10 protein-coding genes are annotated in these 12,056 nt (G+C 71.3%); 4 read left to right on the top strand and 6 right to left on the bottom strand.

The window, feature by feature from the left end; translation table 11 throughout:
• Nucleotides 1-67 precede the first annotated feature (67 nt).
• The 3 genes from ACYVDO_RS01260 to ACYVDO_RS01250 are packed head-to-tail and all read left to right on the top strand — an operon-like array spanning nt 68 to nt 4,148.
• Nucleotides 68-1,456 (top strand): SET domain-containing protein, encoded by a 1,389-nt coding sequence (locus ACYVDO_RS01260; RefSeq protein WP_460932222.1) that lies wholly within the window; start codon nt 68-70, stop codon nt 1,454-1,456.
• Nucleotides 1,453-2,880, top strand: coding sequence for a hypothetical protein (locus tag ACYVDO_RS01255; RefSeq protein ID WP_460932220.1), 1,428 nt, complete (start codon nt 1,453-1,455; stop codon nt 2,878-2,880). The genes ACYVDO_RS01260 and ACYVDO_RS01255 overlap by 4 nt, the downstream gene beginning before the upstream one ends.
• Nucleotides 2,877-4,148 carry a mannosyltransferase family protein gene (locus ACYVDO_RS01250; RefSeq protein ID WP_460932218.1) on the top strand — a complete coding sequence of 424 codons (1,272 nt, stop codon included), beginning with the start codon at nt 2,877-2,879 and terminating at the stop codon, nt 4,146-4,148. Before ACYVDO_RS01255 ends, ACYVDO_RS01250 begins: the two co-directional genes overlap by 4 nt.
• 33 nt (nt 4,149-4,181) lie before the next feature.
• Here ACYVDO_RS01250 and ACYVDO_RS01245 read toward each other — a convergent pair whose 3' ends face one another.
• The 6 genes from ACYVDO_RS01245 to ahcY all read right to left on the bottom strand — a co-directional run bounded on the left by ACYVDO_RS01245 (nt 4,182) and on the right by ahcY (nt 11,548).
• Nucleotides 4,182-4,904, bottom strand: a complete 723-nt coding sequence (locus tag ACYVDO_RS01245) for an LpqB family beta-propeller domain-containing protein (protein WP_460932216.1) — start codon at nt 4,902-4,904, stop codon at nt 4,182-4,184.
• Nucleotides 4,837-5,952 carry a GerMN domain-containing protein gene (locus tag ACYVDO_RS01240; protein WP_460932215.1) on the bottom strand — a complete coding sequence of 372 codons (1,116 nt, stop codon included), beginning with the start codon at nt 5,950-5,952 and terminating at the stop codon, nt 4,837-4,839. The genes ACYVDO_RS01245 and ACYVDO_RS01240 overlap by 68 nt, the downstream gene beginning before the upstream one ends.
• Nucleotides 5,949-7,553, bottom strand: a complete 1,605-nt coding sequence (gene mtrB / locus ACYVDO_RS01235; RefSeq protein ID WP_460932213.1) for an MtrAB system histidine kinase MtrB — start codon at nt 7,551-7,553, stop codon at nt 5,949-5,951. The genes ACYVDO_RS01240 and mtrB overlap by 4 nt, the downstream gene beginning before the upstream one ends.
• Nucleotides 7,554-7,726: 173 nt before the next feature.
• Nucleotides 7,727-8,404, bottom strand: a complete 678-nt coding sequence (mtrA, locus tag ACYVDO_RS01230; RefSeq protein WP_460932211.1) for an MtrAB system response regulator MtrA — start codon at nt 8,402-8,404, stop codon at nt 7,727-7,729.
• A gap of 99 nt (nt 8,405-8,503) precedes the next feature.
• Nucleotides 8,504-9,760 (bottom strand): hypothetical protein, encoded by a 1,257-nt coding sequence (locus ACYVDO_RS01225; RefSeq protein ID WP_460932209.1) that lies wholly within the window; start codon nt 9,758-9,760, stop codon nt 8,504-8,506.
• Nucleotides 9,761-10,114: 354 nt separating this feature from the next.
• Complete coding sequence (gene ahcY, locus ACYVDO_RS01220) at nt 10,115-11,548, bottom strand: adenosylhomocysteinase (RefSeq protein WP_460932207.1); 1,434 nt, start codon at nt 11,546-11,548, stop codon at nt 10,115-10,117.
• Nucleotides 11,549-11,774: 226 nt separating this feature from the next.
• Between ahcY and ACYVDO_RS01215 the strand changes: the two genes are divergently transcribed.
• The gene (locus ACYVDO_RS01215; protein ID WP_460932205.1) at nt 11,775-12,026 is read left to right on the top strand and encodes a hypothetical protein; all 252 of its coding nucleotides are present in this window, start codon (nt 11,775-11,777) and stop codon (nt 12,024-12,026) included.
• Nucleotides 12,027-12,056 lie beyond the last annotated feature (30 nt).

Genomic DNA, 12,056 nt, shown 5'->3' with positions numbered 1-12,056 from the left:
GGCTTGCCCCGCCGCTCGCGCGCGCGCAAGGGTGGGTGCCATGTTCCGCACGCCCCGAATGCGGAGCTTGCCCGATTTCGTCTGGACCCTGGCCGCAGCAGTCGTGCTGGCCGCCGGCGCGCTGGCCACTCGTGCAGTCTCCGACCCGAGCCCCTGGCTCCACCTCAAGGTGGGTCAGTACCTTCTCGACGGCGGACGCTTCGGTGCCGTGGACCCCTGGGCGCCCTTCGCACAGGGGCACTACGAGCCGACCCAGTGGTTGCCGTCCGTCGTCACCGCCTGGATGTATGCGACATGGGGTCTCCCGGCTGTCGCGTGGGTCCGCACGGTGGGCATCGTGCTGCTGGCCCTCGCCCTGCTCTGCGCCGTGCGGTCGGTCGCCCGGCCGGCCGTCGCCCTGGCCGCGACGCTCGCGGCGCTCGCCGGGTCGTGGCCCGCGCTGACCGAGCGACCGCAGCTGGCCGGCTTCGTGCTCCTCGTCGTCATGATCGGCGCGTGGTGGCGGACCGCCCACGACGGCCGCACGCGGTGGGGGCTCGTCCCCCTGACATGGCTCGCGGCCTGCGTCCACGGGGTGTGGTCGATCGGCCTCGGCGTGGGGCTGGTCATCGTCACGGGGCTCACTGTGTCCCGGGCGTTCACGGCGGCCCAGCGGACTCGGATGGCCCTGTGCCTCCTCGGATGCCTGGCCGCGACGGCCCTCACCCCCCTCGGCCCACGGCTGACGGTCTCACCCCTCACCGTGGGCGGGAACGGCCGGCAGTTCGTGAGCGAGTGGATGGCCTCGTCCGCGCGCACGCCGTCGGTGGCCCTGACGCTCGTGGTGCTGGCCCTCGTGTTCGCCCTGTGGGTCCGCTCCGGGCGCCGGCCGGTGACCTGGCAGCTGCTCGTCTGGGGCGTCGCCGTCGTCCTGACCCTCGTCATGCGCCGCACCGTCCCCGTCGGCGCCGTCCTGGGCGCGCTCCTCGTTGCCGAGGCGCTCGAGGAGCACCTGACGACGAGGGGGAGGGTGGCGGGTCCCCAGGGGCTGCGCCGCACCGAGCTGGTCGCCCTCGGCGCCGGAGCCCTGGTGGCCGTGGTCGCGTCGGTCCCGCTCGCCGCCCTCCGGGCCCAGCACGCGAACGGCGTGCCCAGCGGGCTCGTGGCCCCGCTCCGGGCGCTTCCGTCGGGGACCCGCGTCCTTTCGGACGGCGACCTGTCCGGCTGGATGATGTTCGTCGCCCCGACGACCCGGCCGGTCTTCGACATCCGGGTCGAGGCCTACACCCCGGCGCGGATCCGCGGCTTCATCGCGGCGACGAGGGCGGAACCCGGCTGGACGGCATACCTGCGCGACTCCGGCACCCGGGCGGCCCTGCTCAAGGACGACGCCCCCCTCGTCTCGGCCCTTTCCGGCCAGTGGCACTGGCGACTCGTGGCCCGCGACCACGGGTACGTCCTGATGGAGGCGCGATGAGCCCCGAGCGCCGGGTCCCGGCGCTGCTCACCTCCACCGCGACGGTGATCCTGCTCGGGCTGGCCCTCGTCCGCGGCCTCGCTCCCTTCTCGGAGCCGGACGTGTGGTGGCACCTCCGTGTCGGTGAGCACGTGCTCGACACCCACCAGCTGTACGGACGGGACCCCTGGGCGACCTTCATGGACAGGCCCTACCTCGCGACCCAGTGGCTGCCCGAGGCAGTGGCGGCGCAGGCCTACCGATGGGCGGGCCTGGGCGGCGTCCTGTGGCTGCGCGCCGCCGCCGTCGTCCTGCTCACCGTGGTGGTGTATGCCGCGTGCCGCCGGCTGGGGGGCCGCCTCCCCGCCGTCTTCGCCGCCAGCGTGGCGGTGCTCGGTGCCAGTGCCAGTCTCAACCCGCGGCCCCAGCTGGTGAGCTTCGTGCTGTTCGCCGTGGCGGTCCATGCCTGGCTGGGGACGGCCCGCGACCTGCGGCCGCGGTGGTGGCTCATCCCCCTCACCTGGCTGTGGGCCTGCAGCCACGGGCTGTGGATGTTCGGCATCCTGCTCGGTCTCGTCACGAGCGCCTGCCTCCTGGCGTCGAAGGCCGGTCGCGCGGATCTGCGCGGCCACCTGCTGCGCCTGGGGTGGTTGCAGATCGGGACCATCGCGGCGGTAGGGGTGACCCCCCTGGGTCCACGTCTGCTCCTGGCGCCTCTCACCGTTGCCGGCAACGCCGCGGACGTGGCCGAGGAGTGGGCGGCCACTCCCGTGACGAACGTGTTCGCGGTGGTCGCCGTCGGCGCCATCGTCCTCACCGCGGTGCTGTGGCTCCTGCGCCCGGCCCGTCGACCCTCGTGGCAGTACGCGTGGCTCGCCCTGGCTGCCGCGCTGGTGCTCGCCATGTGGCGCCTGGTGCCCCTGGGCGCGATCCTGGCAGCCCCCCTGCTCACCGCCGCACTGCAGGAGGGGATGTCGGGTGTCCGCGAACGCATCACGGGACGAGAGGTCCGGTGGCTCTCCGGCGGCCTGGTCGCGACGGTCGCAGCCGCCGCCGTCGTCGCCGCCGGCCCCCAGGGAACGGCTGCCTTCGTCTACCCGGCGGGGATGGGCGGCGTCGACCGCGCGCTCGACGCCGTCCCGCGGGGCAGCACCGTGATGGTGGACTTCGGCGTCAGCGGATGGCTGCTGTGGGCACACCCCGAGCTCGTCCCGTCCGCCGACCTGCGGATGGAGTCGTACGGACACGACTACCTGCACCGCTACATCGCCGCCGTCGGGGGTGCGCCGGGCTGGCAGTCCTTCGTGGACGATGTCGACGCCCGGTACGCCCTGGTCACCCGGGCGTCTGCCCTGGGCGACGCCCTGGTGCACCAGGGCGACTGGCGGATGGTGGCCAGCAGCCCCGGTTTCGTCCTCCTGACGGCACCGGGAGGGCCGAGATGAGCGTCATCGCCAGGGTCGTCGAACGGATCGTCCCGGACCGGGCAGCCCCGGAGCGGAGATCGCTCCTCGACGCCCCCGGCCGGGCACCACGCCCCCTGGCAGCCCGGTGGTGGGTGTGGCCGGTCGTCGTCTTCGTCCTGACGCGCCTCGTCGACGCCGTCATGATCATGACGGCGGCACGCCACCAGATCGCCTTGGACCCCTCGATCACCGACTACCAGGTCACCGTCGCTACCCCGGCCTCACCAGGGTACTGGGGTGTTGCGACGAACTGGGATGCCCAGTGGTTCGCCGCCATCGCCCAGCACGGCTACCCCTCGACGCTGCCGGTGCAGGAGGGGATGGTCTGGCGCAGCGAGTGGGCTTTCGCTCCGCTCTACCCCCTGACGGTGAAGGCACTCATGGCCGTGACGGGAGGGAGCTTCGCAGTCGTGGGGACGACCCTCACAGTGCTGATGTCGCTGGCGGCCGTGGTCTTGGTTCACCGGCTCGTGTCCGAGACTGCTGGAGCCTTTCCTGCTCGCGCGACGACCCTGCTGCTCTGCACGAGCATGGCGGCGCCTGTCCTGCAGATCGCCTACACCGAGGGACCCGCTCTCTTCTTCATCGCGCTCGCCCTACTGCTGCTGAGGCGTCGCCGCTATGCCTTGACGGTGGTGGCCCTGGTCGGCTTGGGGCTGACACGGCATGTTGTGGCGCCTTTCCTGGTCGTGCTGCTCGTCACGGCGGTGGTCGAGAGGCGACGACGCGGTGCATGGGAGCGCCGGTCCGTCCTGACCCTGCTGGCCGGTGTGGCGATCACCGGCGCGTGGCCCATAGTCGTCGCGATCAGCACCGGCCACCTCACCGCCTTCACCGACACCCAGCGGGCGTGGCGCCGCACCGCCACCACGGGACCGTTCGGGCTCTTCAGCGTGGGCGTCGACCTCGCCGGCCCCGTGGGCGTGGTCGTCGTCACGCTGGTGGCCGCATCCATGCTGTGGCTTGCCCTGCGCAGAGACGGCCCCGCGTGGGGCCCGGAGCTTCGCGCCTGGGCCGCGGCATACCCCATGTACCTCTTCGCCGTCGCCCCGGCGGCCATCAGCATCTTCCGACTCATGCTGTTGGCCTTCCCGCTCTTCTGGGTGCTGCCCGAGCGACGCCCCACGCCGTGGTCGCACCGGCTCACCCTGACCGTGCTGGCCCTGGTTGGCCTCTACCTGCAGTGGTACTGGATCCGGTACTTCCTGGTGGTCGGACCCATCAGTGAACAGATCGCCATGCCCTGACTCCCCCTGTGGACACTCGACGTCCCAGCGGGATCAGCGGGCCGCGACGAGGAAGCCGCTTCCCTTGCCCACGGTCTGCCAGTTGTTGCCCGCCCTGATGTAGACCTCGTCGGAGTCGGTGGTCACGACCAGCTGCCGCTCACCGCTGACCGTGGTGATGGCGACGGCACCGGTCAGCCCGGGACCTGCGGTGATGGGCCCGCCCAGGGGCACGAACCACGGGCGGATCACCTGGTTCGCCGCCTTGCGGCCCAGGACCGCCAGGGTCGAGTCGTCCACCCAGACCACGTCGCGCATCAGCGTGAGGGACGGTGCGAGGCTCAGCGGCGTCGACAGCGCGGTCGGGGTGCCGTCCGGTTGGCGGCGGACCCCCGCGACGTCCAGCCTCGGGTTCTGGCCAGAGGGCGTGGTGCTGATGACCGCCGCCCGCTGGCCGTCCTCCGACAGCCGCACGCTGACGACCGTCCGGTTGCCGAGCCACGGAGTCGACACGGGCGTCGGGGGGCCCGGCGACCGGTCGACCGACTGGGCAGAGGTGTTGAGGACCCAGATGCGGCCACTCGTGGCCGCGCGACCACCCACCCACAGGACGTCCCGGACGTCGTACGTCGGTGCCGTCAGGTGGTCGCCGTCGACCTCGGCGACGTTGAGCTGCGTGGTTCCCCGCCACCTGGTCAGCTGGCGACGGTCACCGCTGACCGCTGCGATCTCCTGCCCGGTCCGCGACTGCGCCAGGTAGGCCCAGCCCTCCGGCACCTCCGGCAGGTTGGATCCGGATCGCGACGGCGCGTTGCGTGCCGGATCCCCCACCTGCTCGGGGTCGACCCGCACCAGGGACCGCCCCGTACGCAGGATCGGTTTGACCGCAGGTGCGCTCGCAGGCAGGAAGCCGAGTGCACTCAACGAGTCGAGGCTCGCCGGCGCGCCCGGGGACCTGAAGGGTCGTGCCGTCGACCTGCAGCACCACCTTGTCGACACCGGGCGCCTGGGTGACGGTGGCGAGCACCTGCGCGGCAAGAGCCTGCCGTCGCGCCGGGTCGGTCACGGGCGTGGTGGCGGCGAGGTCCACGGTCGCGGTGCCGCTGTCGATCGGGACGGCGTCGACCGCCAGGTGGGCCCCCGCGGGGAGCTCGGTCCGCACCGCGCCGGCCAGGTATGCCGGGACACCGCCGAGCAGGGCCCGCGCGAGCCGGGTCGCCAGGCCGCTGGCGAGGCGGAAGTAGCGCACGTCGGGCACGAGCTCTCGGGCGGTCGCCGACTCGAAGTAGATCCTGAACGGGTCGTAGAGCCGGTCGGTGTCGGACTCGCTGAGCCACGTGCCGAAGGAGTCGGGTACCCGCTCGATCCGCCACTGGCCGTCGACCTGTCGCAGCCCGAACTCCACCTCCACGACGGACCCGGGCGGGCGCTCGGCATACCGGCCCGAGGCGTCGATGGCGCCCGTGGTGCGGGCGGTGGCACGCACGACGCCCGGTCGCACCTGGCTGATCGTCAACGAGGACTCGTCCGTGAAGACCATCACCGAGCCGTCCGGACGCCAGGTGGACTCCGGGGACGGCGCGAGGTACGACCGGGCCACCTGGTACTCGTCGTCCGTCGCGGCGCCCGCCCGGATGAACCCCGTCACGACGTCGACGGGGCTCGAGCCGTCCGTGGGGCCGGGTGGCAGGACACGCACCTCGTTCGCCTGGACGGCGCCCACCTCGAGCCCTGGGCGCACCGGGGAGCTGGTGGCCAGGCCGCCACAGGCCGACAGCCCCAACGTCGCGGCGCAGGCGAGCGCGACACCCCGGCCGCGCCTCACCGAGGGCTCCTCGGGAGGGTGGGGCTGCCCTCGGCGGGCGTGCGGGCGACGTTTGGGGTCCTGGTGAGGAGGGCACGCTCGGCTGCGGCGGGGAGCCGTCCGTCGTGGGGCTTCAACGGCAGCGGGGACTCGTTGATGGGCACCTGCTGGTGGCGCGGAAGGGTGAGGCGGAAGCACGAGCCGTTCCCCGGCTCGCCCCAGGCCTGCAGCCAGCCCTCGTGCAACCGGGCGTCCTCGAGGGAGATCGCCAGCCCGAGCCCGGTGCCGCCGGTGGTGCGCGCTCGGGCCGGGTCGGCGCGCCAGAACCGGTTGAACACCAGGGCTGCCTCTCCCGGGCGCAGGCCGACTCCGTGGTCCCGCACCGTGACGGCCACCGCGGCGGCGTTGCTCGCGATCGCCACGTCCACCGGCCTGCCCTCACCGTGCTCGACGGCGTTGACGAGCAGGTTGCGCAGGATCCTCTCGACCCTGCGGGCGTCGACCTCGGCCGACATCCGGCCCTCGCCCGCTCTCACGGTGATGACCGAGCCCCAGCGCTCGGCGAGGGCGCGGGTCGAGTCGACGGCACGGCCGACGACGTCGCGCAGGTCCACCTCGTCGGCCTCGAGGGCTGCTGCGCCGGCGTCGAACCTGCTGATCTCGAGCAGGTCCGCCAGCAGTTCCTCGAACCGGTCCAGCTCGGCGTGCAGCAGCTCCGCCGACCGCCCGACGGCGGGCTCGAACTCGCCCCGCGAGTCGTGAATGAGGTCGGCTGCCATCCGGATCGTCGTGAGCGGGGTGCGCAGCTCGTGCGAGACGTCGGAGACGAACCGCTGCTGCACCCGGGACAGCCCCTCGAGCTGGCGGATCTGTGCCTGGAGGCTGTCCGCCATCTCGTTGAAGGACTTGGCCAGCAGGGCGAGGTCGTCCTCGCCCCGGGCGCGCATCCGCTCGTTGAGCCGGCCCGAGGACAGCCGCTCCGCGACCCCGGCCGCGCGCCGGACCGGACTGACGACCTGCCTCGTGACGACCCAGGCGATGGCACCGACCAGCAGCACCAGCGCCACTCCCCCGATGGCGAAGGTGCGGGTGATGAGGTTGAGCGTCGCCTCCTCCCGCTGCATGGGGTAGATGGCGTACACGTCGTAGGCGCCTGCGACGGGCACCTCGACCTGCGAACCCACCACGACGGCCGGCACGCGCTGCCTGGTCGCCGGGTCGGTGACCCCGATGAGTCGGACCTGCTGCCGGCGGGGGTCGTTGCGGACCGCTGCTCGGACGTCGTCGGGCACGTCCGCGAGCCCGACGGCTCCGGACTCGACCGTCTGCACGAACGTGGGGCGGGTGTTCCCCAGGGTCCGGGTGAAGACGAGGTAGCGCTCGCTGTCGCCCGCCTGGGCGGCCGTCTTCTGGATGAGGTCGCGGGCGAACAGGTTCAGCTGGGCGGCGCTGTTCGTCCGGTCGGTGCCGTCGAACTGCCGCTGGATGTCGCTCGTCAGGCGGGCGGCCTCGACCTGCGCCGTGTCGATGCGGTCCTGCTCGAGGCCGTCGGAGATGGACGAGTACAACCACGACCCCAGGAGCATGACCACGACCAGCCCGAGCAGCATCGTGCTCGTCACGACGCGGAACTGCAGGGACCGCCGCCACGCGTGTGCCAGCCTACGCAGCCAGCTCGCCACGACCGGACGGGCACGGTCGAACAGCCGCCGGACGCGGGTGAGGGCTGCGGCTGCCGCTCCCTCGTGCGTGTCCGACGGCCTGGGGGGGGTGGAGCCCGGCGGGAGCGACACGCCTACCCGGGTCCCGCCTTGTACCCGACCCCGCGGACCGTGACGACGATCTCGGGGTGCTCGGGGTCCTTCTCGATCTTGGAGCGCAGGCGCTGCACGTGGACGTTCACCAGCCGGGTGTCACCGGCGTGCCGGTAGCCCCAGACCTGCTCGAGCAGCACCTCACGGGTGAAGACCTGCCACGGCTTGCGGGCCAGCGCGACGAGCAGGTCGAACTCGAGCGGCGTGAGCGAGAGCGGCTGCCCGTCGCGACGCACCGAGTGGCCGGCCACGTCGATGCTGAGGTCACCGATCTCGAGGCGCTCCGGCTCGGGCTCGTCGCCGCGGCGCAGGCGCGCGCGGATGCGGGCGATGAGCTCCTGCGGCTTGAACGGCTTGACGACGTAGTCGTCCGCGCCCGACTCGAGCCCCACGACGACGTCGACGGTGTCGGTGCGGGCCGTCAGCATGACGATCGGGACCCCGGACTCCGCGCGGATCCGCCGGCACACCTCCATGCCATCAAGGCCCGGCAGCATCACGTCGAGCAGGACGAGGTCGGGCTTGGAGTCACGGAACGCCGCGACCGCGCCCGCGCCGTCCGCCACGTGCGTGACCTCGAGGCCCTCGTTGCGCAGGACGATCCCCAGCATCTCGGCGAGTGCCAGGTCGTCGTCGACGATGAGCACGCGACCGTTCACGCGTCAGCCTTTCCCCAACAGTTGGTCAAGCGGTTCCCGGATGAATCATCACACACGAGGTCGGCCCGGGAAGAGCGCCACGTCACCTGGAGCAGGAGGTCACGGCATCATCGCGCCGTGCAGGGACAGCACGAGGGCGTGGGTGGCGTACCACCACTGGCCGCTCAACATCACGGCACAGGCGACGGCCGTGATGATCCCGAGCCTTCGACGGTCATGGGGCGGCGCCACGAGTAGCGGCAACATGGCAATGGGGGGGCACAGGACCAGATACCGAATGATCCCGGTGGTCACCGGCGTCACGGCCAGCACGAAGAGCGGGTAGGCGACCAGCCACGTCCTGAGCTCCAGACCCAGTAGACGCGAGGTGGCCGTCGTCGCGGTCATTGCCAGCACGACCAGGAGACCCGCCATCGCGAGGACTCCGAGCGGTCCCAGCTTCTCGTGGCTGCCCAGCAGCCAGCTCGTCTGCGGGGCGCCGGCCACGTTGCTGGCTCTCTCGACGGCGCCGGTTCCAGCTCCTCCGACGATCGCCGCAGTCCAACTCCAGAGGTAGGCCCCGGCGACCGATGCCGCCGCCACGGCGCCGAGGCCCGCCACCTGGGACGGGCGCGCCGGCATGATGCTCCTGCGGCGCCATGTCACCACCATGTGGACGAGTGCCACCAACGCGATGGGGGGGGTGACGATGCGGGTGTACGCGAGCGCCACCACTGGCAACAGTGCCCACCAGTACAAGCGCCGGTCCAGCAGCCACAGCGCTCCCATGAGCAGGGCAAGACCCATGGCCTCGCTGTAACCGGCCTGGAAGAGCGCCCCGGACGGGAAGCAGAGGAAGAGCGCCACGGCGCACGCGGCCCACCAGGAACCCGCCCGACGTCGCACCAGGTCCCAGAGGAGAAGGACACCAGCCAGCGAGCACGTCAGGTTGACGACGGTCATCGCGACCGGGAACGACAGGCCGGTGGCGTCCATGACGGCCCCGACGGTGAGCGGGAAGAGCGGCCCGAAGGCCCATGCCCAGAGATCCACGGGGCTGGCCCCAGCACCGCTGTGCAAGCCCTCCTGCGCGATCTTCCAGTACCACTGTCCGTCCCAGTTGGTGACGACGGTCCAGTACCCCGGAGAGGCAGGACTGTCGCGGTAGATGAAGTAGGACGGGTCACTCCCAACCCGCGGAACCCACTTGCCCGAGTCCAAGGCGAACTGCGTTCGTGCGCCGACGGTGAAGGCAAGGGCATCGAGGAGCCTCACGAGGATGAAGGCCACCACCGGTGCCCATACCCCGGACCACACGCGGATGCGCGGCGAGGCGCTCCTGCGGGCAGGGCGGATCAGCGTGCTCGTGGTACCCACGATCCCATCGATCCCTTCTGACGCGCTGGTGGCTGTCAGCAGTGAACAGGAGGCGCACCTCGCGCGGGAGGGGCGGCGCGGCTCCGCGAACAGAGGTACTACCGCATCAGAACCGTTCGGACGATCCCGGTGTCAGGGGCGCTTCCTGCGGCCGAGGCCGGGAACGGTTTCCGCCGTGACGCCGAGCCGACCCAGGAACCCGGTATGCCGCCCGCTCTGGGTCCCACGCTCAGCGTGGGCGGTGATCGGGCGGCATACCACGCGCCCCCGGCCCCGCGAGGAACGACGAGGCGCCCCCGAGCAACCAGCCCGGCGGCGCCTCACCATGCCCTCTTGACAGGACACCCCTACATATCAGTAGCGGTAGTGCTCCGGCTTGTACGGTCCGGCGACGTCGACGCCGATGTACTCGGCCTGCTCCTTGGTGAGCTCGGTGAGCTTGGCGCCGAGCGCGTCGAGGTGGAGGCGGGCGACCTTCTCGTCGAGATGCTTGGGCAGGACGTAGACCTGCTTGTCGTACTCGTCGTTCTTCGTGAACAGCTCGATCTGCGCGATCGTCTGGTTGGCGAAGGAGTTCGACATGACGAAGCTCGGGTGACCGGTGGCGTTGCCGAGGTTCATCAGGCGGCCCTCGGACAGCACGATGATCGAGTTGCCGTTCTCGAACGTCCACTCGTGGACCTGGGGCTTGATCTGAGTCTTGGTGACACCCGGGACCTTGGCCAGGCCGGCCATGTCGATCTCGTTGTCGAAGTGCCCGATGTTGGACACGATCGCCTTGTTCTTCATCTTCGTCATGTGGTCGGCAGTGATGATGTCGAAGTTGCCGGTCGTGGTGACGAAGATGTCGGCTGTGTCGAGGACGTCCTCGAGGCGGGCGACCTGGTAGCCCTCCATCGCGGCCTGCAGCGCGCAGATCGGGTCGATCTCGGTGACGATGACGCGAGCGCCCTGGCCGGCCAACGCCGCGGCGCAGCCCTTGCCCACATCGCCGAAGCCGGCGACGACGGCGACCTTGCCACCGATGAGGACGTCGGTCGCGCGGTTGAGGCCGTCGATCACCGAGTGGCGCACGCCGTACTTGTTGTCGAACTTGGACTTGGTGACCGAGTCGTTGACGTTGATCGCCGGAAAGAGCAGGTCGCCGGTCTGGGCCAGCTCGTAGAGCCGGTGCACACCGGTAGTGGTCTCCTCGGTGACGCCCTTGATGCCGGCGGCGACCATCGTCCACTTCTGCGGGTCCTCGGCGATGGTGCGCCGGACGAGCGCCTTGAAGATCGCGAACTCCTCGGAGTCCTGCTCGTCGGTGGCGGGCACGGTGCCGGCCTGCTCCCAGTCACGGCCCTTGTGGACCAGCATGGTGGCGTCGCCGCCGTCGTCGAGGATCATGTTCGGGCCCTCACCACCGGGCCAGGTGAGGATCTCGTCGGTGCAGTCCCAGTACTCCTCGAGCGTCTCGCCCTTCCAGGCGAAGACCGGGACACCCTGGGGGTCCTCGGGAGTCCCCTTGCCGACGACGACGGCCGCAGCGGCCTCGTCCTGCGTGGAGTAGATGTTGCAGGAGGCCCAGCGGACCTCGGCACCGAGCGCGGTCAGCGTCTCGATGAGGACGGCGGTCTGCACGGTCATGTGCAGCGAGCCGGCGATCTTGGCGCCCGCCAGGGGCTGGCTCTCGCCGAACTCCTCGCGCAGGGACATCAGACCGGGCATCTCGTGCTCGGCGAGTCGGATCTGGTGACGGCCGGCCTCGGCGAGGCCCAGGTCGGCAACCTTGTAGTCAAAGGACATGAGGGATCTCCTGTTGTTGACTTCACGATGTGCGGACCCGGCGCAGCCCATCTGGGCGTTCACGAGAGCGGGGTATCACCCGCGCCGGCGACCTCCCACTCTACCGGAGCACGGAAGCATCAACCCAACCGAGAAGGTCGGAAGGCGACCCTCGCGGCTCACGCCTACGGTGGACAGGGCACCGACCACAGCAGGCCGGCCCAACCCTCCCGATCGAGGAGCAGTGATGAGCGAGCCCAGCAGCGGCGTACCGCACGAGGTCGTCGACAGCGAGGTGGGTCCTTCCCCCGAGCCCGCACCCGAGTCGGTCGAGCTCGATGTCGACGAGGACAAGCTGGAGGCGTGGGACAAGGTCAAGGGCGACTACCAGGTCGACCCCGGTGGTGAGCCGATCCCGAACAGCCAGGACGTTCGGGTGGCCCCGGGCGACGAGGACGACGATGACGAGGAGAACGTAGGGGCCCCCGGACCGGCCTGACCGGGCGCCCCCGCACGCTCCCCTGCCGGC

This window comes from Phycicoccus ginsengisoli (assembly GCF_054779295.1).
Note: the sequence above shows the minus strand (reverse complement) of the source record. Positions and strands in the feature narration are given on the sequence as shown.

Bases quoted from the DNA above. Each gene is read 5' to 3' on its own strand.
- ACYVDO_RS01255 (WP_460932220.1), top strand. From the start codon at position 1,453: ATGAGCCCCGAGCGCCGGGTCCCGGCGCTGCTCACCTCCACCGCGACG.
- ACYVDO_RS01250 (WP_460932218.1), top strand. From the start codon at position 2,877: ATGAGCGTCATCGCCAGGGTCGTCGAACGGATCGTCCCGGACCGGGCA.
- ahcY (WP_460932207.1), bottom strand. From the start codon at position 11,548: ATGTCCTTTGACTACAAGGTTGCCGACCTGGGCCTCGCCGAGGCCGGC.
- ACYVDO_RS01215 (WP_460932205.1), top strand. From the start codon at position 11,775: ATGAGCGAGCCCAGCAGCGGCGTACCGCACGAGGTCGTCGACAGCGAG.